Annotated in this window: 21 protein-coding genes and 1 pseudogene; 15 read left to right on the top strand and 7 right to left on the bottom strand. The window is 60.5% G+C overall.

All coding sequences use genetic code 11. The features are described from left to right. Nucleotides 1–208 precede the first annotated feature (208 nt). Genes ACM0M4_RS15455 through ACM0M4_RS15440 form a run of 4 tightly spaced genes read left to right on the top strand, consistent with a single transcriptional unit; the run spans nt 209 to nt 3,334 of the window. Nucleotides 209–1,345 (top strand): hypothetical protein, encoded by a 1,137-nt coding sequence (locus ACM0M4_RS15455; RefSeq protein ID WP_023128892.1) that lies wholly within the window; start codon nt 209–211, stop codon nt 1,343–1,345. After that, nucleotides 1,345–1,959 (top strand): 3'-5' exonuclease, encoded by a 615-nt coding sequence (locus tag ACM0M4_RS15450; RefSeq protein WP_023128891.1) that lies wholly within the window; start codon nt 1,345–1,347, stop codon nt 1,957–1,959. Before ACM0M4_RS15455 ends, ACM0M4_RS15450 begins: the two co-directional genes overlap by 1 nt. Continuing rightward, nucleotides 1,956–2,537: an AAA family ATPase gene (locus ACM0M4_RS15445; protein WP_049876641.1), complete on the top strand. Its 582-nt coding sequence runs from the start codon at nt 1,956–1,958 to the stop codon at nt 2,535–2,537. The genes ACM0M4_RS15450 and ACM0M4_RS15445 overlap by 4 nt, the downstream gene beginning before the upstream one ends. Next, nucleotides 2,534–3,334 carry an aldo/keto reductase gene (locus tag ACM0M4_RS15440; RefSeq protein WP_023128890.1) on the top strand — a complete coding sequence of 267 codons (801 nt, stop codon included), beginning with the start codon at nt 2,534–2,536 and terminating at the stop codon, nt 3,332–3,334. The genes ACM0M4_RS15445 and ACM0M4_RS15440 overlap by 4 nt, the downstream gene beginning before the upstream one ends. Here ACM0M4_RS15440 and ACM0M4_RS15435 read toward each other — a convergent pair. The 7 genes and pseudogenes from ACM0M4_RS15435 to ACM0M4_RS15405 all read right to left on the bottom strand — a co-directional run bounded on the left by ACM0M4_RS15435 (nt 3,331) and on the right by ACM0M4_RS15405 (nt 8,776). After that, the gene (locus ACM0M4_RS15435; protein WP_078452243.1) at nt 3,331–3,789 is read right to left on the bottom strand and encodes a 3'-5' exonuclease; all 459 of its coding nucleotides are present in this window, start codon (nt 3,787–3,789) and stop codon (nt 3,331–3,333) included. The two genes, ACM0M4_RS15440 and ACM0M4_RS15435, sit on opposite strands and share 4 nt — an antisense overlap. Beyond that, nucleotides 3,744–4,574, bottom strand: a pseudogene (locus ACM0M4_RS15430) (pesticin C-terminus-like muramidase); the annotation flags it as partial. The gene ACM0M4_RS15435 and the pseudogene ACM0M4_RS15430, both read right to left, overlap by 46 nt. A gap of 32 nt (nt 4,575–4,606) precedes the next feature. Beyond that, nucleotides 4,607–5,335, bottom strand: a complete 729-nt coding sequence (locus tag ACM0M4_RS15425) for a hypothetical protein (RefSeq protein WP_023128887.1) — start codon at nt 5,333–5,335, stop codon at nt 4,607–4,609. 248 nt (nt 5,336–5,583) lie between these two features. Continuing rightward, a complete protein-coding gene (locus ACM0M4_RS15420) occupies nt 5,584–6,000 on the bottom strand; it encodes a hypothetical protein (protein WP_031761348.1) in 417 nt (138 codons plus the stop codon). A gap of 43 nt (nt 6,001–6,043) precedes the next feature. Beyond that, the gene (locus tag ACM0M4_RS15415; protein ID WP_003124674.1) at nt 6,044–6,544 is read right to left on the bottom strand and encodes a hypothetical protein; all 501 of its coding nucleotides are present in this window, start codon (nt 6,542–6,544) and stop codon (nt 6,044–6,046) included. A 34-nt stretch (nt 6,545–6,578) separates the two neighbouring features. Beyond that, the gene (gene vqsM / locus ACM0M4_RS15410; protein ID WP_003113714.1) at nt 6,579–7,556 is read right to left on the bottom strand and encodes an HTH-type transcriptional regulator VqsM; all 978 of its coding nucleotides are present in this window, start codon (nt 7,554–7,556) and stop codon (nt 6,579–6,581) included. An 8-nt stretch (nt 7,557–7,564) separates the two neighbouring features. Continuing rightward, entirely contained in the window at nt 7,565–8,776 is a 1,212-nt protein-coding gene (locus ACM0M4_RS15405; RefSeq protein ID WP_115288791.1) for a serine hydrolase domain-containing protein, read from the bottom strand. 941 nt (nt 8,777–9,717) lie between these two features. On the opposite strand from ACM0M4_RS15405, the gene ACM0M4_RS15400 reads away from it, so the two are divergent. The 11 genes from ACM0M4_RS15400 (at nt 9,718) to ACM0M4_RS15350 (ending at nt 23,115) form a co-directional block, all read left to right on the top strand. Beyond that, nucleotides 9,718–10,437: an MOSC domain-containing protein gene (locus ACM0M4_RS15400; RefSeq protein ID WP_003117249.1), complete on the top strand. Its 720-nt coding sequence runs from the start codon at nt 9,718–9,720 to the stop codon at nt 10,435–10,437. Nucleotides 10,438–10,554: 117 nt separating this feature from the next. After that, on the top strand, nt 10,555–11,151 hold the full coding sequence (locus ACM0M4_RS15395; protein ID WP_003089218.1) for a hypothetical protein: 597 nt from the start codon (nt 10,555–10,557) through the stop codon (nt 11,149–11,151). Nucleotides 11,152–11,682: 531 nt separating this feature from the next. Then, nucleotides 11,683–13,119 (top strand): undecaprenyl-phosphate glucose phosphotransferase, encoded by a 1,437-nt coding sequence (locus ACM0M4_RS15390; RefSeq protein WP_003111160.1) that lies wholly within the window; start codon nt 11,683–11,685, stop codon nt 13,117–13,119. Continuing rightward, nucleotides 13,119–14,585: a mannose-1-phosphate guanylyltransferase/mannose-6-phosphate isomerase gene (locus ACM0M4_RS15385; RefSeq protein ID WP_003113717.1), complete on the top strand. Its 1,467-nt coding sequence runs from the start codon at nt 13,119–13,121 to the stop codon at nt 14,583–14,585. Before ACM0M4_RS15390 ends, ACM0M4_RS15385 begins: the two co-directional genes overlap by 1 nt. Beyond that, nucleotides 14,585–15,496 carry a glycosyltransferase family 2 protein gene (locus ACM0M4_RS15380; protein WP_054376080.1) on the top strand — a complete coding sequence of 304 codons (912 nt, stop codon included), beginning with the start codon at nt 14,585–14,587 and terminating at the stop codon, nt 15,494–15,496. Before ACM0M4_RS15385 ends, ACM0M4_RS15380 begins: the two co-directional genes overlap by 1 nt. A gap of 29 nt (nt 15,497–15,525) precedes the next feature. Then, nucleotides 15,526–16,296 (top strand): polysaccharide biosynthesis/export family protein, encoded by a 771-nt coding sequence (locus ACM0M4_RS15375; RefSeq protein WP_003089227.1) that lies wholly within the window; start codon nt 15,526–15,528, stop codon nt 16,294–16,296. A gap of 14 nt (nt 16,297–16,310) precedes the next feature. After that, a complete protein-coding gene (locus ACM0M4_RS15370) occupies nt 16,311–18,299 on the top strand; it encodes a GumC family protein (RefSeq protein ID WP_003113719.1) in 1,989 nt (662 codons plus the stop codon). Next, nucleotides 18,299–19,486: a glycosyltransferase family 4 protein gene (locus tag ACM0M4_RS15365; protein ID WP_003158941.1), complete on the top strand. Its 1,188-nt coding sequence runs from the start codon at nt 18,299–18,301 to the stop codon at nt 19,484–19,486. Before ACM0M4_RS15370 ends, ACM0M4_RS15365 begins: the two co-directional genes overlap by 1 nt. Then, nucleotides 19,476–20,804: a cellulase family glycosylhydrolase gene (locus tag ACM0M4_RS15360; protein WP_003089230.1), complete on the top strand. Its 1,329-nt coding sequence runs from the start codon at nt 19,476–19,478 to the stop codon at nt 20,802–20,804. The genes ACM0M4_RS15365 and ACM0M4_RS15360 overlap by 11 nt, the downstream gene beginning before the upstream one ends. Before the next feature lie 8 nt (nt 20,805–20,812). Then, entirely contained in the window at nt 20,813–22,021 is a 1,209-nt protein-coding gene (locus ACM0M4_RS15355) for a glycosyltransferase family 4 protein (protein WP_003120153.1), read from the top strand. After that, nucleotides 22,012–23,115: a glycosyltransferase family 4 protein gene (locus ACM0M4_RS15350; RefSeq protein WP_003450807.1), complete on the top strand. Its 1,104-nt coding sequence runs from the start codon at nt 22,012–22,014 to the stop codon at nt 23,113–23,115. Before ACM0M4_RS15355 ends, ACM0M4_RS15350 begins: the two co-directional genes overlap by 10 nt. Nucleotides 23,116–23,117 lie beyond the last annotated feature (2 nt).

Raw genomic sequence — 23,117 nt, 5'->3', positions numbered from 1 at the left:
CGACGCATTATGCAAGATCGCTGACCCTCCACCGCCCCCACGCACCAGAACGGCTTACCTACCACAATTCATTGCTTGGATTGGTGGCAGATTGATAGCCTTACAGTTGGCGAACCTGATAGAGGCTGCTTTCGACGGCGCGCTATAGGCGAATGGACATACATCGTAGGGATAGCCGCGACCCAATCGAGTTGCGAGGAGCGCGTCAATGGACAAGAACGTTGCGATCATCAATGCCACGCAGTTGCCACTGGTTAACCCCAGCCTGAGAGATCCCGTCGAGTATCGCAAGAGCGGCTTAAGCCTGAACCACATCGTAGGATGCCCGTTGGATTGCAGCTACTGCGTAAGGCATCTGTTCGGTAACTTCGATCAGCGTAAGCCTCAAGCGTTGATGCCTGATGAGGAGGCGTTTGAACGATTCGTCTCGCATCGCTTCTTCCAGCCTCACATCACGCCAATTCAGCTGTTTAATCGGGCGACTGATCCGATGCTTCCAGAAGTGAAAGGCCATACCCATAACCTTTTGCACTTGCTGGATCAGGCAGGGTTGACTAACAACGTGCTTGTCATCACGCGTTGGCGAGTGACGTCTGAGGACTGCGAGCGCTTCAACGCTCTGAGCAATATCAAGCTGACGATATTGGTGACCTACTCTGGGATTGACGACCCTAGGGTCGAGCCAATCAAATCTTCGATCGCGGCTAATAGCCTACGTACCCTTTTCAAGCATGCGCAACGTTATCGGACGTTGCTTTATTGGCGGCCTATTGTCCCGGGACTCAACGATTCTGAGCAGCACATTACTCGGGCTGCTCAGTTGTCCAAATACGCCCATGCGACGGTATTCAGCGGATTATTCTACCGGCGAGAGATTGCCGAGTATTACCGAAGCCAGGGTATTCCTGAACCCTACACCTCGACTGCAAGGCGCAAGCTGTTGCCGCTGGAGGAAGAACAACAGCTGCTGAGGCTGTATCAGTCACACGCTTCAGGTACACCAATCTTCCGCAAGACCTCCTGTGGGGTGGCCTATGCTCATCAGCAGCCCGACTACAATGGCCACTTTGGGATCACCGAGCTTTGTGGCACCTGCCCTTCCGCCCAATATTCAACGTGTGAGGCCGTCTGGAAGAAGCCTGATGAGACGCTTCTCAACAGCCTTTGTCAGCAGCTGGGCGTTGTGGGTGAGCCGGTGATCACAGATCGCGCCATCATTGTTCGCGGTCTCGATGAACAACGACGGTACTTCATGCAACACACACTTGGATATCAAGTGCACGATGCCGACAAGCCGCATCAGTATGATCGCCATGGACGCGCGGAAGCGCAGAGGAATATCTGATGACAGACGCGGATTTCCGGTGGCCCTCCGAGCCCATCGTAATTGTGGACGTTGAAGGAAATGGCCACACGCCCCCTGACCTCGTGGAGCTAGCTATCGCATCGTTCCCAGTCGTTGAGGGTGAAGAGCCTTCGAGTTGGCTCATCAAGCCGCCGAACCCTATCACTTGGCAGGCCAAACGTGTGCACGGCATCGGCAACTCGAGCGTGAAAGGTTCACCCGTTTGGGAGGAGCTGCGGGGCGATGTCGAACAGCAGCTTCAGGGCAAATGGTTCGTCGCGCATAATGCCTCCATCGACTATGAAGTGATGAAACGTCACTTGCCCGATTGGGCTCCGGTCGGAGTGATAGATACCCTGAAGCTCGCACGCCATGTGTATCCGGATGCTGAAAGCCATAGCCTCTCTGCGCTTCTGGCTATGACCGGCCTGGACAGTGAGGTCTCTGGTGAGCTACATCGCGCCGGGGAGGATGCTCGTGTCACTGCCCTCCTCCTGAGCCGCTTGCTCAAAGATTCGCTCATCAAGTCCTGGATAGAGCTGTGCAAAATCGCGCAGCTCAAGATTCAGATCGAAAAGGAAGAGCCAGCACCAGAACAAGGAAGCTTGTGGTGAGCTCAATCGTTATCGGAGTTGCTGGTACCCATTCGACCGGCAAATCTACCTTCTGCAGAGAGCTGAAAGCAGGCCTTGAGTTAAGGGACATTCGCGTCGAAACCGTTCCTTCCTTTGGGGCTTTGGCTGCACAACAGGGCATCCCGCTGCTGACCCAGCATACTTACGACTCCACAATGTGGTTCATCGACCGGACGCTTGAGGCGGAGCATGCTGCGCGAACCAATGCCGAAGTCGTTCTTGTCGACAGGCCAGTCATCGATGCAGTGGCCTATTGGAGTGCGGCAGTCGAGTATCGAGGCATGAGTATCACTCCGCATGAGCTGGAAGCGATAGGTAACTTGATGATGAACCATGTCCCAAACTACACGACTGTTCTTGCCACGAAGTTGGATCACACAATTGCGCTCGGCCCTGGGCGAGATACTGACTCTCGATTCAGGACAGCGGTTGACACTCATCTGCATGACATTCTTGGCCGACACGCTATTACCCACCAGGTGCTCTCTCCAACAGCGCGTGAAGGGATTCTCGCGCATGTCACTGCCGACGTATTTCAACGCTTGGGGTTAGCATGATGTATTCATCGCACGGCATGCTGGCCGGGAGGAAGGTTCGGCGTCTGGGCTTTGGAACCATGCGACTGACAGGGCCTGGGGTATGGGGGCCTCCCTGGGACCAGCAGAACGCGATCCGAGTCTTACGTTCAGCAGTAGCAGCAGGCGTCCAGCATATCGACACTGCTGACGCATACGGTCCGCATGAAGTGGAAACACTTATCCACAAAGCACTTCATCCCTACAGAGACGATTTGGTCATTGCAACGAAAGGCGGATTTACCCGACAGGGCCCGGGCCAATGGACACCGTGCGGCGTGCCAGCCTATCTGCGGCAGTGCGTGGAGCTTAGCTTGCGCCGACTTGGCGTCGAAGCCATCGATCTTTACTACCTTCACCGAATTGACCCAAACGTACCGCTCGCCGATCAGGTCGGAGAGCTGGAGCAGATGCGCGCGGAGGGTAAGATCAAAGCGCTGGGACTGTCCAAAGTGACCATCGCGCAAGCTGTTGAGGCGGCCAAGATTGCGCCAATAGCAGCCATCCAGAACTCTTTCAGCTTGATCAATACTAGCTCAGATGACGTTGTGCGATGGTGCACGACCAACCACATTGCCTTCGTACCCTATGCTCCCCTGGGAGCTGGTCGATGCCTTACTGGAGCCACTCATGGCGATCTAGATGGTCCAGCGACACCGGGAAGTGCCCTTCGCTGGCTGCTTGATTATTCGCCAGCGATGTTCCCCATACCAGGGACATCAAACGCCTTACATCTGGCGGAGAACATGAGGGCTGCTGACGTAGAGCAGACGGATTAGTCACTCATCAACTGGGCTTTGATCAGCCTGAACAGTTCGGCTTGGTAAAGCGCGTCATGAAGAGCGTCATGGTCACCTTTCTTGCGGGGGTTGACGGTTTGGGCGATCTCGCTAGAGCGGGTCTGCTCCCAGGTGCTGCGCGCGGCGCCAAAGTACATCGATTTGATATCAAGGGCTGCGATACCGAAAGGGTTTTCCCCCAGGAAATAATGGAAGTAATGATTCACAAACGACCAGTCGAAAGATGCATTAAAGCCGACAAATACAGCTCGAGCGCCCTCCGGTGTTACCTGTTCAACCCAAACCTTGAATCGCTGCATGGCTTCATCGGGATCTAGCCCGTCGGAACGAAGCCGCTCTAAAGACAACCCAGTGACCTTCAGCGCCTCCGGTACATATCGGTCACTTACAGGTCTGTCACTATGGTTTTGACCGCCGGAGGTAAGGTGCTCCACTGCTGGAACTTCACCTTCATCCGATCAGTGACCTTGATCATCTTGGCGGTAAAGAGGGACAGCCCGTCTTCATCTGTGAGTACCGGGATGAGTTGGGCTAATGCCTGGAAGGTCGCGGTGTTCGCTCCTTTCAAGCCGAGGGCGGGGCGAATTTTTTTGCGCGTGGATTCAGCAATGTTCAGAGCCTGAATGCCGGATTCATCGTGCTGGCCGACATCGAAGCCATAGCCAATCGTTACACCTGATTCACCGTTGGGGTCAGAGGTCGGAATAGTAGCTCTGTTGCCTCGCCCACCAGGTGGAAGCTCATGACGGGCGGTGAAATCGATATTAATACCCATTTCAATCAGATAGGAAATATTGGACTGGAGGCGGCTGACCTTATCGGCTTTGTCACCATCGATGCGGTCTTGGATAAAGGTATTGATCTGCTGGTTCAATTGCACCTGGAGGTCGCTCACCGAAATACTGTTGGCTCCTCCGGTTTCGGCGACCGTACGAATAGTGACCTCATGAACCTTGAAGTAGTCGTCGAAGACTAGAACGGGCCGCCCGGCAGTCTGGCTTATGACCTGCGTCAGTTGCCCCGTCAACCCACCTTGTGCTGAGTAGCTGGGGGATGACAGCCAGTCGGTATAGAGGTCAGGAATTCCGTGAGTAATTCGGATAGGCTCTGGTTCCGCTGCGAGCAGAACACGCTGTGCCTCCTCTCGTTCTGGATTTTCTAGGTAATTGTATAGCCGCTCCAGATTGCGCTGAAGGGTCTGATCCAATTCTCTATCCACCTTAGTCTCCTCTGCTTAGTGAAGCCAATTTTTTATTTCATTGACTGTTCGCACTCGCTTTCTAGACGATTGAACTCAGTAGAATACTTATCATATTCATTTTGCATTTTTTCCGGCAAATACTCTCGCTTCAGGTCTCTGAAGAAGCTGCCCATCTCTAGTATCTTCTTGCATTGGTGGTTTTTGGCAGACAAGGAGAGATGTGCCGTATGAAAAACACGAGAGAGATAACCAAAACCTTCAAACATATCCCTACACTCTGTTATCAGTTTTCGAGAAATCCAGTAGGCCTTCTCTGTCTCGTTATTCTTCAGTGCTTTCTTCACTTGCTTGTCGTTGAATCTTATAGAGGCGGGCTCGCAGATTGGGGAAGGCTTCCAATACGTACCAGTAAAACCTGCTGCCGCCCCGCAGAAGCCCTGACAGTCCCTGCTTGCGGCTCCTTTCTCTATGGTAATTCTGTCATCATTCAGTTTGAAAACGACATCGCACGACATATCGCCGATGCCACGGACGTCGACCTGCACATGACCTGACTCTATAGTTCCATTCAATCCGCAAGCATGTGCATTGTGTCCAGTGCTTCGTATCCGAAACTTTTGAAGTCCTTCGAATAACGGAGATATCGTCAGCAGCCCACTATTTCCAGTCCTATAGTAATCCCCAGGAGGGAAGTAGCTCTTTGGTTCTTCAGCGACACAAAGAGTGATATTGTAGTAAAGGGTGAGTATGGCAAAAATGCTAATGCTTTTGAGCTTCATGTTTATGCCCTGCATGAAAGCAGCTAGGTGGGGCGCTGGGTGATCCCATATAGGATGGTTTTTTTGCTGGTCAGATCGACTGATCTATAAGTTCCGTCGAGCAGGCTAGTCCGCCCAAAAAACACAAGCAGACTTGTAAGAGTCATTCTGTTTTACCAGCACTTCATGTACAACATCACTAAAGTTTAGACGTCATTGAGCATGAACTGGAAAAAGTTGCGGCAACGACCCTAGACGCTGAACGCTGCTCACCTGAGGCGTTCCACTTCCTTGCGAAACATCACTCTCTGCTTGAAGCTGAAACCTCCGCCACCATCCAGCAGCGCCGGCGGAGCAACCGGTAGATCGGGCTCGCGGCAGGTGGCTATCACGCGCTTGGCGAAGACTTCATCGAGCGTACTGCGGCTCTTATCATTCCCCGCGCCGTACTGTACCCGGCAACTGCTTATGCGCCCCGACGAGCTTGCGAAGCGGAAAAACACCATAACATCGGCCTCGGGGATCTCATCTCCCGGTGCGAACAGCGGGTAACGAAGCCTCTTGGCGAATTCCTGGCGGAATTCCTGGATAAAAATGGCCTCTTGCTCTGCTCGCTCCTGCAAAGTGACTGAATGGGAGCAGCCGCCGATCAGACTCAGCAATACCAATAGGCAAACTCTCCTCAACGCTCTTCCTCCTTGAAAAAGAGGCAGTCTTTTATTTTAGTATCTAAAAATGACTCTTGACGTCTAAGCCAAGAACTGCAAGAGCTTCCAGCGCCAGGTTTTGACCTTCTGCAATACCCGAATTATGTGCAAACTCGACAAGTCGCTCGATTACTCTGACGCCACCCTGATCTGGCTCGACAAATTCCGATATATTATCCATAGCAACTGAGGCGTCCCACGCAGCCTGACTAAGCAGCTCTTTATACAATGCATCAGCGCTAGATATATTACGAATATTTGCGAGATTAAGCCTGATTCGATCCAAGGCTTCGTGCGCGATCTGAAGTAGCAAATATGGAAATGGATTCTTTTGAGTTCGACGTTTCCTGCATGAGTCGCTAATTAGTCCAGCAAGCATTGCTGATCCTTCGGCCTCAATGCGAAGGGAATCATCAGCAATCGAGATTGTCCGCGCCTTCGCAATATAGCCCAAAACGTAAGCATCGAACTGAGTCTCGGCAATCATAGACAGAATCTGATTATTACGATTATTGAAATTCATAAGATGCTCCTTGCCCAATCTCAAACTAGATAGATCAGTGGAAACTGTTTCTGAATTCTGTAGTGGACTGCCCGGTCCAACGTCTGAATGCATGTCTAAAACTCGCTGTTTCCGAGTACCCCAGAATATCGCTAATACGATCAACTGGTATCGATGAATTCAGTAGCAGTGCAATTGCTCGTTCTTTGCGGGCCTTATCTACAATCTGGCGATAAGTGCAGCCCTCGTCCGCCAAGCGACGTCTTACCGTCCGCTCATTCATGCGTAAATACTTTGCGGTAGTCACCAAGCTAGGGTATTGATCTGGTATGGAATCAAGGAATAACTCGATTCGCTGACGAAGCCCTCCCATCTCTACTTCCAACAGAGCATTGAAACTCTCACCTGCCATAGTCAGGGCCGACTGAAATACCGCCGGATTGGCAGTCGCCAGTGTTCTATTCAACTGATGAGCTGGAAAGCTAAATATTATGTCATTTCCTTCATGCTTCACAGGCAAAGAAAAGAAACCTTCATATATTGTTTTATCTGCGCCGTGCACAGGCACTGTCAATGCAGAGATGGGAAAGTCATTACCTAACAGATCCATAATGAGCTTGTAGGTTGCAGAGGCTATAACATTTACATGAAACTGACGGGATGCGTCATTCCACTCTGGCTTAAAGTTAACTGAAATATGGATTTCTACTTCGTAATTCTCCCTAGGCTTGACGCCAACATTAGCTATATCACGATTGAACAACTTGACATAGGCCCTGATGACTTTCAAAATATCACCTACGTTCTCGGCACATAGCAACGCCAATCCTATCACGCCATAATCAGATATATGGTAATAAGTTCCAAGATTCAGTCCTTCTTTTCCTGAATACCCCTTGCTGACTATCCAGTTGTAAAGTGCGTCACTTCTTGACTCTTGTTCTGCCGCAAAGGGTGGTATTGCGATATCACGATCACGAAGATAGTTCTGCAGAGGGCGCCATTCAAAATCAAATATGTGTTCGGTCACCATGTCTATATTCACCTCACCCCTACTGTTCTTGATATAGCCCTGAACGCTGCAAGTGCCTCATGTTCCATACGGATGCCGTCAACGTTGTAGTCGACATACGCGGAGGTCTTTGCAATCACCACACGCCTAAGTGGATTTACATAAATAAACTGCCCGTACACTCCGATAGCCAAGAACTCCCCTTCTTTGCCTTCTGGAATCCACCACTGGTAACCATACCCAAGATTTGGCTCACCATCCTCTATGTAACGTCCAGGACGCAAGTGAGCACTCCGAGGTTTGGTTGATGCCTTGACCCACTCAGCACTTACAATTTGACTTCCAGTCAGGCTGCGACCGCCATGAAGAAATAATAGACCAATGCGTGCAAAGTCTCTTAGGCAAAGGTTCACCCCACCGAATGCTAGCTCTGTGCCCCGATCGTCTGTTAACCAAGCACCTTCACATTCGGCACCCAGTTGGGGCCAAAGTCTTTGATTCATAAACTGTGAGGGGCCCATACCAGTCGCGCCCAATAAGACCATACCAAGCACCTGGGTATCTACGCTAACGTAGTGGTGCACTCTCCCCGGGACATCTTCTCTTCTCAATGAACTCACTTTTTCATTTACTGATCCGCCAAGCGCTATAGTCCTACCTAGCTGGTTGATATCGGAGTCCGAATTCCCGTAGTCCTCACTGAAAGCTATTCCTGATGACATCTCAAGCACATCTCTCAAAGAAACACCCGCATATCCGCCAGCAGAAAGCTGTGGGGCGTACAGGTTCACAGGATCTAGCAGACTGTGTATTGATCCTTCATCAACTGCCATTCCAATCAAGAGGGACATTAGTGATTTGCTTAGCGACCAGCCAATAGCAAGGCTTTTCGCACTATTGCCCAGGTAGTATTCCTCAAAGGCAATGCGATCATCACTGAGAACTATAAGGCCGGTGGTATTGCTGCTCGCCAACCAGTCTTTAAAGCCAATCTCGTGATCTTGAAAGCTAAATGAGCCAGGCATATCCCTGAGGTTTTTTTCAAAAAAATGAGCCGATCCGCTCTTCTTTATTGGGACCGAGTTAAACAGTCTCGGCATTGCTCGAAAATTTTCAGCAATCTTCCCCGAGTCAAACAAAGTGTAAAAATTCCACACTCTCACACCTGCACTACCAATGCAGGCGATGCTAAAAAAGATGAGAATCATTGAGAGGAAAATAGCATTTCTCTTATTTATCATTCTTGTCGATCTCTCAGTTTGTGCTAGCTCGTCTCGACCCTGCTAACAGCCAGTGACTATCCGGTAGTGGAGCAAGGTTAAGTCCTTAAGGACTTTTCTCTTAAAGGTGAAGATCAAGGCATTTCACCATCTACTGATATTTAATTTTAACTCGCTTAACACTACTCCGCACGCATGCCATGCACTACTATTATCTGAGTCACGAAGGTATCCGCCTCCCTTGGACTATGCTTTCAATTTAGCAACACGAAACACTGCAGCATGATCGATATCGCCCTTGGATGAATCGGCAGACTCATCAATAGACGCCCGCAATAAACAAGACCCAACATCACCGCATATCCCGGAGGATCAGCAACAGGATAGATTCAGTCTTTTTCATTATTTCCATCCGCCGCCTCATGCGTACTACTAGCCCGAAAGCTGATAAAACCAGCATGAAGCATCTTTTTGCTAGAGTATCTTCGGACAAATGCCGGATATTTTCGGACACCCTCTTCGGCAGGTCCTTAGCAGCACCATGTCTTATCTGCGCTTTTATTTCATTAAACACCCCATGGAGAGTACTAATGACTTGTCGTCCAGATTGTAACTATCGTAGATGAGTCGACTAGAGGTATTCGCTACAATTTATAGATTCGAAAATCCATTTCATGCTTGGAGATATCGATTGAACACTTATCTTGTGTTACTTCTGCGCTAGGTTCCGTACGCAAAGTAATGTCGTAAGCACCGTAGCGTGCAAGCCAGCGTGACCATTACGCCAAGATTCTTGACGAGCTTCAGAATCCCACGGCCAGCTCAGCTAGGTCCTGGGGACTCCCCGCCCACCGAGGCTATCGACGCATCCGGAGGGTCTGGCGGCTTGACAGCGGGCGAAGGCTTGGCGGACTCTATATTGTATTTAGTCGATACCATCTCGCATCTTAGAGAACCCTCCCATGCCCCTGCCTGCCCTACCCCTGGATGCCCTTCTCACCGGCCGCGCCCGGCCCTTCACCCGCCCCGGCTCGCGCAGCGGCATCGCCAAGTCTCCGCGCGACGGTGCGCTCAGGGTCACCCCCGTCGGCCTGGAGGGCGACGAACAGGGCGACCTGCGCGTCCATGGCGGCGTCGAGAAAGCGATCCACCATTACCCACGCGAACACTACGCCGCCTGGATCGCCGAACTGGGCGAACACCCCCTGCTGATGCAGGCGGGCGCCTTCGGCGAGAACTTCAGCACCAGCGGCTGGAGCGAAGCCGACGTCTGCCTCGGCGACCGCGTGCGGGCCGGCACCGCGCTGCTGGAGGTGTCCCAGGGGCGCATGCCCTGCTGGAAGCTCAACGACCGCTTCGAGGTCGCCGGGATGTCCCTGAGGGTGCAGGAGTCCGGGCGCACCGGCTGGTACTACCGGGTGCTGGAGGAAGGCGTGGTGGCGGCTGGCGATATCCTGCAACTGGTCGAACGGCGCCATCCGGACTGGTCGTTGTTGCGCCTGTCCGAGGTGCTGTTCGACAGGCGGGCCGACGCCGAGCTGCTGCGCCAGTGCCTGGCGCTGCCGCTGACGCCATCCTGGCGGCGCACCCTGGAGCGGCGCCTGGAAAAAGGCCAGGTCGAGGACTGGGGGCCGCGCCTGGAGGGAGCCCCCGGCCAGGCCGAGACGCCCAGGCCGACCTGAGGAAGCGCCGACGCCCCCCGCAGGCAGGGAATCGGCCTGGGGATGCATGGAGTGCCGGAAAGCGGGTATAAAGCGCCAGCGTTAAGCGACCCAGACGTCTGCCAAAGGACCCCTTTCATGCTGCGGCTCTCGATGCCGGCCCTGCTCCTGGCTCTTGCCGGCTGCGCCACCAAGCCCCCCGCCAATCCCGACAACCTCTGCGAGATCTTCCGCGAAAAACCGAAATGGCACGAGGCGGCGCTGAAGATGCAGCAGCGCTGGGGCGCGCCGGTCCAGGTGCCGATGGCGATGATGTACCAGGAATCCTCCTTCAAGCATGACGCCCTGCCGCCGCGCTACTACTTCCTCGGTTTCATCCCCTGGGGCCGGGTCAGCTCCGCCTACGGCTACGCCCAGGCCAAGGACGAGACCTGGGCCGACTACAAGCGCGAGGCCGGCGGCTGGGGCGCCAGCCGCGACGACTTCGCCGACGCCCTGGACTTCATGGGCTGGTACATCCAGAAGAGCCAGCGGGTCAACGGCGTCTCCAAGTGGGACGCCTACGGCCAGTACCTGAACTACCACGAGGGCTGGGGCGGCTACCGCAACCGCAGCTACGACGCCAAGCCATGGCTGAAGAACGTCTCGCAGAAGGTCCAGTCCCGCGCCTCGCTGTTCGGCGCCCAGTACCGCAGTTGCCAGCAGGAACTGTCGCGCGGCGGCTGGTTCTGGTAGCCCGTCCGCGCACGCCGCAGGCCCGAACCTATTCCGCCTTCGACGAGGGCAACGGACAACGTCCGCCAAGCCCCCCAGGTCGGACCGGCACGCTCGAACGGCCAACCTGCGTCATGGAACCGCAGGCGCATCCTGCCCAGGCAGCCCGCAGCGCCAGTGAACAGGCGGGTCGTCGAACCGGCGGCTGGCCACCTGGCCGAGCGGCCTGCCCTCACCTTTCACCCCGCTTCGCTTCCCAGGCCAGAGCGCTCGCGGATTGGCGGCGTCAGATTTCCTCGTCTACTGTTTGGATAAAAGTTTGGCGCCAGAAATACGTCAATAAATTGACTAAAAAAACTTACCCAGACTACGGATATTTCCCTGGGAATGCTAAGATAGCTATCACAAAGCCACTATCGACGAATGAACCTATTCGACGGGAAAATGACTAAACCGCGTGGCAAATGAAAAATAGTCACTAAATTGACGCTTCACCGCCTTGCTCTTCCCTATCCACTCAATGGACTGCCCGTGATCGGCAGAGCAAACAACATGCATTCGAAGTCGGTAGATAGCCTGTCGCTGACACGGGCTGGATTCATCGAGTACTTCCTGGTCGCGACCAAGCTGGTACACGCGCTCACCGCCATCGCCCCGGCGCTGTTCCTGCTGTACTACCCCGGCCTGGTTCCCGTGGAGCTGCGCAGCAACATGCTCGGGCTGCTGCTGTTCTTCGGCGCGCTCACGGTGATCATGTTCCAGGCACTGGACGTCTACTCCGACGATATCTTCAGCAACCGCCTGCGCTTCCGCATCATGTTCTTCGCCTGGGCCTCGGCGTTCTGCCTGCTGTTGTTCATGTACCAGGGCCTGGGCCTGTTTCCCTACCTCAGCAGCAAGCTGGTGATCTTCTGGTTCACCGGCAGCCTGCTGCTGTTCGGCGTGCAGCGCCTGCTGGTGCTGCGCCTGTACCGGGCCTGGATGAAACGCGGCATGTACCTGCAACGCACGGTGATCCTCGGCTTCACCGAGAGCGGCATGCACCTGGCCGAATACCTGGTACGCAACCACGACATCCGCTCCGGCATCATCGGCTTCATCGACGACCGCTCCGAGCGGGTCCCGGAGAACTACAACTCGCTGCCGCTGCTGGGCAACACCAAGGACCTGGAGAAGCTGATCCGCCAGGAACAGGTCGACCAGGTGCTGGTCGCCCTGCCCTGGTTCGCCGAGGGGCGCATCGGCGCCATCGTCCACCGCCTGCGGCAATTGCCGGTGAACGTCCTGCTGGTGCCGGACATGGCTGCCTTCCGGCATGCCCACAACCGCATCGTCGACGTTTCCGGAATCCCCATGTTCAACGCGTCCGAGCTGCCGCTGCGCGGCTGGTCGCCGCTGATCAAGCGCTGCGAGGACCTGGTCCTGGCGAGCATCGCGCTGGTCCTCTTCGCCCCGCTGATGGCCCTGGTGGCCCTGGCGATCAGGCTCGACTCCAAGGGGCCTGTGCTGTTCCGGCAGAAACGCTACGGCTACAACAACCGGCTGATCTGGGTCTTCAAGTTCCGCTCGATGTACACGGAAAGGACCGACGCCAACGCCGAACGCCAGACCACCCGCGACGACGACCGCATCACCCGGGTCGGCCGCTTCATCCGCAAGACCAGCATCGACGAGCTGCCGCAGCTGTTCAACGTGCTCGCCGGCAGCATGTCGATGGTCGGCCCGCGCCCCCACGCCACCGCGACCAAGGCCGCCGGCATTCCCTTCGAGGAGGCGGTCAGCGAATACAGCTCGCGCCACCGGGTCAAGCCCGGCATCACCGGCTGGGCGCAGATCAACGGCTACCGGGGTGAGACCGACACCCTGCACAAGATCAAGAAACGCGTGGAATACGACCTCGAATACATCGCCAAGTGGTCGGTGTGGTTCGACCTCTACATCCTGTTCCGTACGGTGCCAGCCGTACTCCTGACCAAGGAAGTCTACTGATGAACGCCGTCGCCCCGCTGATCCCCTGCATCGTTTCCGGCGGTTCCGGGACCCGCCTGTGGCCGGTTTCCCGGGAGAGCATGCCGAAACCCTTCATGCGCCTGGCCGATGACCAGAGCCTGTTGCAGAAGACCTTCCTGCGTATCGCCGGGCTGCCGGACGTCGCCCGCCTGCTCACGGTGACCAACCGCGACCTGCTGTTCCGCACCCTGGACGACTACCGCGCGGTCAACCGCAGCGGCCTGGCCCAGGACCTGCTGCTGGAGCCGGTGGGACGCAATACCGCGCCGGCCATCGCCGCCGCCGCGCTGCATGTGCAGGAGCACTTCGGCGACCAGGCGCAGTTGCTGATCCTTCCCGCCGACCACCTGATCCGCGACGAGCAGGCCTTCGCCGCGGCGGTGGCCGAGGCTCGCGGACTCGCGGCCCAAGGCTACCTGGTGACCTTCGGCATCACCCCGGAGCGCGCCGAGACCGGCTTCGGCTATATCGAACAGGGCGCCCCGCTGGGCAACGGCTTCCGGGTCGCGCGCTTCGTCGAGAAACCCGACCAGGCCACCGCCCAGTCCTACCTGGACAGCGGCAAGTACCTGTGGAACGCCGGCATGTTCTGCTTCCAGGCCGCCACCGTGTTGCAGGAACTGGAGCGCCACGCGCCGGAGGTGCTGATCGCCGCCCGCGCCGCCCTGGCCGACGGCAGCAGCCTGGAGAACGGCCAGTGCCGCCAGCGCGAGCTGGCCGCCGGGGCCTTCGCCGAGGCGCCGGACATCTCCGTCGACTACGCGCTGATGGAGCGCTCGGACAAGGTCGCCGTGGTGCCCTGCTCCATCGGCTGGAGCGACATCGGCTCCTGGCAGGCGCTGCGCGAACTCAGCGCGGCGGACGAGAACGGCAACCAGGTACGCGGCGAGAGCGTGCTGCACGACGTCAGCAACTGCTACATCGATTCGCCGAAGCGCCTGGTCGGCGCCGTCGGCGTGCACGACCTGATCATCGTCGACACCCCCGACGCCCTGCTGGTGGCCGACGCGGCGCGCAGCCAGGACGTCAAGTTCGTCGCCCAGGAACTCAAGCGTCGCGGCCACGACGCCTTCCGCCTGCACCGCACGGTCAGCCGGCCCTGGGGCACCTACACCGTGCTCGAGGAAGGCCGCCGCTTCAAGATCAAGCGCATCGTGGTGCGCCCCAAGGCTTCGCTGTCGTTGCAGATGCACCACCATCGCAGCGAGCACTGGATCGTGGTCAGCGGCATGGCGCTGGTGGAGAACGGCGAGCGCGAGTTTCTCCTCAACACCAACGAATCCACCTTCATCCCCGCCGGGCATAGCCACCGCCTGAGCAATCCGGGGATCATCGACCTGGTGATGATCGAGGTACAGAGCGGCGAGTACCTCGGCGAGGACGACATCGTCCGCTTCAACGACATCTACGGTCGCGCCCCCGCCAGCGACGAGAAGAAAGCCTGATGCGCTGCGCCCTGGTCATTCCCACGCGCAACGCCGGCGCGCACCTGGACCGGCTGCTGCCGGCCCTGGCCGCGCAACGGCGGCAGCCGGACAGCATCCTGGTGGTGGACAGCCGCTCCAGCGACGACACGGTGGAGCGCTTCCGCGCCTTCGGCGCGCGGGTCGAGGTCATCGAGCCGGCCAGCTTCAACCACGGCGGGACGCGGCGCTGGGCCAGCCAGCAGGTCGAGGCCGACGCGCTGATCTACCTGACCCAGGACGCCATTCCCGCCTCGCCCGACAGTTTCGCCAACCTGCTCGACGAACTCTATGCCGAGGCCGACATCGGCGTGGCCTACGGCCGCCAGTTGCCGCACCCCGGCGCCGGCCTGCTCGGCGCCCAGGCGCGGCGCTTCAACTACCCGCCGGAAAGCCGCAGCAAGCGCCTGGTCGACGCCTCGGAACTGGGGATCAAGACCTGCTTCAGTTCCGACTCGTTCTCCGCCTACCGCAGCGACGCCCTGGCGGCCGTCGGCGGCTTCCCCGAAGACGTCATCGGCAGCGAGGACGCCTACGTCGCCGCGCGCCTGCTGCAGGCCGGCTACGCGGTGCGCTACGCGGCCAGCGCCGAGGTCTACCATTCCCACGATTACCGCTTGCTGGAAGAGTTCCGCCGCTATTTCGACATCGGCGTGTTCTACGGCCGCGAGCGTTGGATACGTGCCGCCTTCGGCGGCGCGGGTGGCGAGGGCAAGCGCTATGTCCTCGCCGAGATACAGGCCTTGCGTGCCGCCGGTGCCCTGTATCGCGTACCTGAAATAGCGCTGCGTAGCGCGTTCAAGCTGCTCGGCTACCGCCTTGGCCAGCTGGAACGCCACCTGCCGGTCGCCCTCAAGCGCCGCATCAGCATGTTTCCAGGCTACTGGAAGTGAACATCATGACCTACAGGAAGTGCTCCCTCATGAAACGCACCCTCCTCATGCTCGCCATGCTCGCCCTGGCCGCATGCAACACCCCCGCACGGATTCCCGCACCGGACAGCGACACCGTGGACAGCGGCAAGCGTGCCCTGGAAGAACTCGCCAGGCTACCGCCGGCGATGGAGCGGGTGCGCGTCGGGGACACCCTGCGGATCGTCCGCGATGCCGGGGAGATGCCGACCCTCTCGGCGTTCAACGTCGCCACCATCTATGAACTGACGCTGTACACCGTGCTCAACGACGGCAGCATCTACTATCCGTTCATCGGTCGCATCCAGGCCGCGCACCGCACGCCGCAGGAAATCGCCAACGAGCTGACCACCAAGCTCGCGCCGATCTACCGCGAGCCGCGGGTCACGGTGAACATCAACCAGGCGCCGGGCAATACGGTGTTCGTCGGCGGCGCGGTGCGCAACCCGTCGGCCGTGCCGATCCCCGCCGCCAACAACATGGAGCAGGCGATCCTCGGCGCCGGCGGCATCCTGCCGGTGGGCGACGCCCGCCGCGTGGCGCTCATGCGCGAGGACTCGGAAGGCCGCTATCACGCCTACTTCCTCGACTTCAGCCAGTTGATGAAGATCGGGCCGGAAGGCCGCAAGCCCCTGGCCATGCAGCGTGGCGACATCGTCTTCGTGCCCAAGTCGATGGTCGGCGACCGTATCGAGGGCGTCGACGTCTACCTGAACCAGTTGCTGCCCTTCGCCAAGTCCATCGGCGTCGGCGTCAGCTACACCGTCAACAACGATCGCTGAGGAGCGACATCGCCATGATAGAAATTCGTTCCTTGCGTGATCTGTTGCGCCTGCTGTTCATCTACCAGCGCGAGTTCAAGCTGGCGGCCCTCAGCGCGGTGGTGATCATCGTCCTCGGCGCCTTCCTGCTGCCGGCCAAGTACGAGTCCAACGCACGCCTGCTGGTCAAGCCGGGCCGTGACTCGACCCTGCCGATAGAGATCAGCAACCGCCAGGCGCTGGTGATGCCGAGCACCCAGCGCGACCCTATCGTCGACGAAGAACGCCTGCTCACCGGCCGGCCGATCGTCCGTCAGGTGGCCGAGCGCTACCTCGAGGTGCTGGCCAACCGGCCGCCGCCGGAGGGCCTGTGGAAGCGCACCAAGTTCTATGTGAAGAAGGCCATCGGCGCGGTGTTCGACGGGATTCGCGTGACCCTGGAAACCTTCGGCGTGATCGAGGAAACCACCGCGGTCGAGCGCCTGGCCAAGGACCTCGAGAAGAAATTCGAGGTCACCCATGCGGCCGGCTCGACGGTGATGGAGATCAGCTTCACCTGGAGCGAGCCGGAAGTCGCCCAGGAAGTGGTCAAGGCCTGGATCGAGATCTACATGGAAGAGCGCACCCAGGCGCTCGGCCGCAAGAGCCTGTACGCCTTCTACGAGGCGCAGACTGCCGACAGCGCGGCGCAGATCAAGAGCTACAAGGCGCAGATCCTCAAGCACCTCAACGAGATCGGCGCATCCAGCATCGAGGACCGCCTGCAGGACCTGTCCGAGCGGATCAACGTGCTGCGCGGCGAGCGTTTCAACTCGATCCGCCTGATCGCCTCCTCCGACAGCGCCCTGGAATCCACCCGCCAGCAACTCAAGGGGCTGCCCAGGGAGATCGTCACGGTGCGGCAGATCGCGCTGAACCCGGCGCAGCAGGACCTGCGCCGGCTGCTCAACCAGAAGCGCCTGGAACGCGCCGACATGATGCGCACCTACACCGACGACGCGCCGCCGGTGAAGGCCCTGGACGCCTCGATCCGTGCCCTGGAGAAGGAAGTCCAGGACGAAGGCGCCACCGTGCAGAGTTCCGAGGACCGCGCGCCGAACACCCTGACCACTCACCTGGAACGGGTCCTGCTGGACGAGACCAGCAACAACGCGGCCCTGCGCACCCAGCTCGCGGAGCAGGAAAAGCAGCTCGCCGAACTCGAGGCGCAACGGCGCGAAGCGCTGGACATCGAGCCGACCCTGGCGCGCCTGCAGCGCGAGCTGAACGCCACCGAGCGCAACTACGCGCTGTACGTCGACAGCCTGGAGAAATCGCGGATCGACCGTGAACTGGACAAGAGCCAGATCAGCAACATCTCGGTGATCGAGGAAGCCACCTACAACCCCGGGCGGATCTTCCCGAAAACCCTGCTGATGCTGTTCCTCGCCGTGCCCTTCGGCCTCGCCGTCGGCCTGCTGGTGGTCTATCTCTGCTACCTGCTCGACCAGCGCATCCACGACGGCGGCCTGGTCGAGGAGAAATTCGGCCTGCCGCTGTGGACCACCCTGCCGGAGCTGAGCAACAGCACCGCGGAGAGCAGCAACGCCTTCACCGCCAGCATCTACCGGCTGTACGGGCTGCTGCCCTACGCGCGCATCGAGGAAAAGGGCCTGACCCTGGGCCTGACCTCGGCGCGCCACGGTGAAGGCGTGACCTTCATCATCGAGCAACTGCGCCGCCTGCTGGAGGAAAACGGCGTGCGCGTGCGGATCGGCGGCGAACCGGCCCAGCCGGGTGAGGTGGTATTGCTCGACGCGCCGGCCCTGCTGGACAGCCGCGAGGCCTTCATCGCCCTGCGCCGCGCCGACCTGATCGCCCTGGTGGTAGAGGCGCAGAAGAGCACCGTGCCGGTGGTCGAGCATGCGCTGACCATCCTCACCACGGCGTTCGGCAAGGTCGACGGGATCATCATCAACCGGCGCCGCTTCGAGGTGCCGAGCAAGGTCCTGCAGACCATCGCCCGCTACCGGAGCGCGTTCTGATGCGGATCGCCCTCCTCGCGCCCCTGCCGCCGGAAAAGAATGGCATCGCCGACTACGCCAGTCATTTCCGCAACGCCCTGCAGGGTCTCGGCATCGAAGTAGCCACGCCGCTCGCCGGCGTGGCGGCCGACAGCGCGAATATCGCCAGCCGGCTGGACAGCGTCGACTGGAACGGCTTCGACCTGGTCCATGCCGAACTCGGCGGCGGCCGCCTGGGCGAGTTCATCGCCCTGCGCGAGCTGCGCAAGCGCTTCCCGCGCCTGCCGCTGAGCGCCACGGTGCACGATCCGGAGCGCATGGTCTGGCGCCGCGAGCGCCTGCCCTGGCCGCTGAACCTGCTGGAACGCCTGCCCTCTCCCCTGCCCCAGGCCGCCGTGGTGCTCGCCGACCCGCTGACCCTGCGCGAAGAGCGTGCCGTGGCCCAGGGCCTGACGCGCCTGGTGACCCTCACCGGCCTGGGCGGCGAGTGCCTGGCCCGGCGGATGCGCCTGCCGCCCGGGCGGGTCGAGGTGATCAACCACGGCAACCTGGAGATCGCCACGGTGCCGCTGCCGTCGCTGGACACCCTGCGCCTGCTGTACTTCGGATTCATCTATCGCGGCAAAGGCATCGAGGACCTGCTCGAGGCCCTCGCCGACCTGTTCGCCAGCGCGCCGGAGATGCGCCAGCGCGTGCGCCTGACCCTGGCCGGCGGCACCGCCGCGGAAATGGCCTTCGGCGCCGGCGGCAACTACCTCGACCAGTTGAAGGCACAGATCGCCGAGCTTGGCCTGGCCGACGCCATCGACTGGAACCTGAACCTGGCCGCCGCGGACATCCCGCGTACCATCCAGGCCCACCACGTGATGGTCCTGCCGTACCGCGAGTCGAAGAAACTCGGTCTGCTCGGCCAGCAGCGCGGCACCAGCGGCGCCCTGTCCTGGGCGGCAGCCTGCGGGCGCGGCGCGATCACCTCGGACGCTCGCGCCTTCGCCGAGGAAGTCGCCAGCGGCAACGGCGCCATCTACCCTCAGGGAGACGTGGCAGCCCTCTCCGAACAGTTGTTGAACCTCGCTCGCGAACCCCGCCTGGCACAGGCCTGGGCCGAGCGCGCCGGAGCGATCGGCCATGCGCGGACCTGGCCGCGCACCGCGCTGCGCTTCCAGGCACTGTTCAACGACATGGTGGGAACCGTTCATGGCACGTAAGGGACTCTATCTGGGCGGCAGCGCGCTGCTGCTCGCCGTGGTACTGCTGCTGGTGTTCTGGGGGCGTCCCGCCGACGCCGAGATCCAGGTACTGAAGGCGCCTCGCGCGGTGGTCTGGAAAGACTTCCTCGGGGTCAACGCGCAGTTCCTCTGGTTCAGCCCGGAGCGCTACAACAAGCAGATCGACCGCCTGCAGGACCTGGGGCTGGAGTGGGTGCGCCTGGACCTGCACTGGGACCGCCTGGAAACCGCCGAGGACCAGTACCAGCTGGCCTCCCTCGACCAGTTGGTCAAGGATCTCGAGGCGCGCCAGCTGAAGTCGGTGTTCTACCTGGTCGGCTCGGCCCGCTTCATCACCACCGCGCCGTTCTACTCGCCCTTCCAGGACCAGTATCCGCCGCGCGACCCGGAAGTCTTCGCCCGGCGCATGGCGATGCTCTCGCAGCGCTACCCGAGCGTGGCCGCCTGGCAGGTATGGAACGAGCCCAACCTGATCGGCTTCTGGCGGCCCAAGGCCGACCCGGAAGGCTACGCCAAGCTGCTCCAGGCCAGCACCATCGCCCTGCGCATGGTCGACCCGGAGAAGCCGGTGGTTTCCGCCGGCATGGCCTTCTTCAGCGAGATGCCCGACGGCCGCACCATGTTCGACGCCCTCGGCCACCTGGGCGTGGAGAGCCTCGGCACCATCGCCACCTACCACCCCTATACCCAGTTGCCGGAAGGCAACTACCCGTGGAACCTGGACTTCGTCTCCCACGCCAACCAGATCAACCGCGCCCTGCGCAACGCCGGCGTGCCGGCGATCTGGAGCACCGAGTGGGGCTGGTCGGCCTACAAGGGGCCGAAGGAGTTGCAGGACATCATCGGCGTCGAAGGCCAGGCCGACTACGTGCTGCGCCGCCTGGCGCTGATGAGTGCGCTGGACTACGACCGGATCTTCCTCTTCACCCTCAGCGATCTCGACCAGCGCGCCAGCGTGCGCGACCGCGACTACGGCCTGCTCGACCTGGACGCCAACCCCAAGCCGGTCTACCTGGCCCTGCAACGCTTCCTCAAGGTCACCGGGCCGAAGCTGCGCCCGGCCGACCCGCCGGTCACCGAGGACCTGCCCGACGGTTCCTTCAGCATCGGCTGGACCCGCGAGGACGGTCGCAACGTCTGGCTGTTCTGGTCGGCCCGCGGCGGCAACGTGCGCCTGCCGAAGCTCAAGGAGGCCACCCTGCACGATCCGCTCAGCGGCAAGGTCACGCCCTTGAGCGGCAGCGACGGCCTGGAAGTCCCGGTGAAGTCCAGCCTGCAGATGCTGGTCTGGGAGTGAAGCCACCCATGCGTATTCTCTGGATCCTGCCCTACTCGCCCTGGCCCACCACCAGCGGCGGCAAGACCCGCCAGTACCACCTGCTGCGCAGCCTCGCGGCACGCGGCCACCGGATCACCGTGCTGCTGCACAGCAAGCAGCCGGTGAGCGCCGAGGACCGCCAGGCCCTGGAGCCCTTCCTCGAACGCCTGGTCGTGCTGCCGCGCCGACCGCTGCGCAGCCTCTCCACGCTGCTCGCCGCGCTGTTCGCGCCCTACCCGCTGCTGGCCAGCGTCAACGGCCTGTCGGCGGAGCTGCAACGCACCGCCACGGAGTTGCTGCGCGAGCCCTGGGACGTGGTCCAGGTCGAGCACAGCTATAGCTTCCAGCCCTACGAGCGACCGCTGCGCGACGCCGGCCAGCCGTTCGTGCTCACCGAGCACAACGTCGAGTCGTCCCTCGGTGCCGCCACCTACGACCGCCTGCCGGGCTGGGCGCTGCCCTTCGTGCGCTACGACCAGTGGCGTTACCGCCGCTGGGAACGCCGGGTGATGAGCCAGGCGGCAGCGGTCGTCGCCGTGACCGAGAAAGATGCGCGGCAGCTCAGCGCGATGCTCGGGCGCCCGGTGCCAGTGGTGGTCAACGGGGTCGACTGCGAGCACTTCGCCGCCGCCCGGCCGACGCCCGAAGCGCAGCGCGTGCTGTTCCTCGGCAACTACGAATACGCACCGAACGTCGATGCCGTGGAATGGATGCTCGACGAGATCCTGCCGCGGGTCTGGGCACACTGCCCCGAGGCGCGCATGAGCGTCTGCGGCTATGCGCTGCCGGCGGAGTGGGCGCAACGCTGGAGCGATCCGCGCATCGAATGGCAAGGCTTCGTTCCCGACCTGCTGCAACTGCAATCGAGCAGTTCGGTGTTCCTCGCCGCGCTGCGCCATGGCGGCGGTTCGAAGCTGAAGGTGCTCGAGGCCCTGGCCGCCGGGCTGCCGCTGGCGAGTACCGCGCAGGGCGTTTCCGGCCTGGAACTGCGGGACGGCGAGGACTACCTCGGCGGCGAATCCGCCGAGCAGCTCGCCAACGCCGTGGTGCGCCTGTTGCAGGACCCGGCGCAGGCCCGCGCGCTGGGCGAGAACGGCCGCGCCTACGTACGTCGCGCGCACGACTGGAGCGTCGCCGCCAGCCAACTGGAACAGGTCTACGCCGGCCTCGCCGAAGGAGCGCCGGCATGCGCATAGGACTCGACTACCGCACCGTCGGCAGCTCGCCGCACTCGGGCATCAGCCGCCAGGTCTATGCCATGGAGCAGGCCCTGGAAAGCCTGCCCGGCACGCAGGTGACCCGCTTCACCGTGGCCCCTCTCGACGACCCGCTGCGCCAGCGGGCGGTCTGCCCGCCGTGGGGCTGCCCGCGCACCGCGATGCACCAGCCGCACCAGCGCCTGCGCTTCGAAGCCGGGTTCCTCCCACGCGCCTTGCGCGAACAGGACATCGACCTGTACATCAGCACCTTCAACATGGGCCTGCCGCTACCGCCGCGTCCGCCGGGCGTGCGCTATGCGCTGCTGATCCACGATCTGTTCCAGATCACCCTGAAGAACTACCACGCCAACCGCCTCAAGGCACTGGTCTATCGGATCAGCGACTACCTGTCGATCGCCTATGCGCTGCGTGTCGCCGACCGTGTCTGGACCCCTTCGCAGTACAGCGCCGACGAGGCTGTGCGGCTGTTTCCCGGGGTCGCCGGGAAAGTCCGGGTGCTGCCCAACCAGGTCGACGGCTTCGCCGGCGAACCCGCCGACCTCTCGGCACGCGGCCTGCCGCCACGCTACTGGCTGCTGGTGGGTACCCGCGAACTGCGCAAGAACGTGCCCTGGTTCGTCAGTGCCTGGACCCGGGCGCGCGCCCAGGCGCCCGGCGTGCCGCCGCTGGTGCTGGTCGGCAGCCTCGACCACCTGCCCGAGGAACAACGCGGCTTGCCCGGCCTGCACGCGCTCGGCGGGCTCGACGACGCCGAACTGCACGCGCTGTACCGCCAGGCCGAGCGGCTCTGGCAACCGTCCTACGCGGAAGGCTTCGGCCTGCCGGTGGTCGAGGCGCTGAGCGTCGGCACGCCGGTGGCGGTGGCCAGCGGCACCTCGCTGGACGAAGTCACCCCGCCGTCGGCGCCGCGCTTCTCGCCCAGCGACGGCGCCGCCCTGGAACGCCTGATGCTGCGCCTGGCCGATGCGCCGCGCGAAGCCTCGGCGGAAGAACTCATCGCCTGGGCCGCGCGCTTCAACCGCGAAGCCTACCGGCAACGGCTGGCCGCACTGATCGAGGAACTGAGTTGAGA

This window comes from Pseudomonas sp. 18-147, from assembly GCF_051048045.1.
In the GTDB taxonomy this organism is placed as follows: domain Bacteria; phylum Pseudomonadota; class Gammaproteobacteria; order Pseudomonadales; family Pseudomonadaceae; genus Pseudomonas; species Pseudomonas aeruginosa.
The sequence above is the reverse complement of the archived record's forward strand: the minus strand, read 5'-3'. Positions and strand labels throughout refer to the sequence as shown.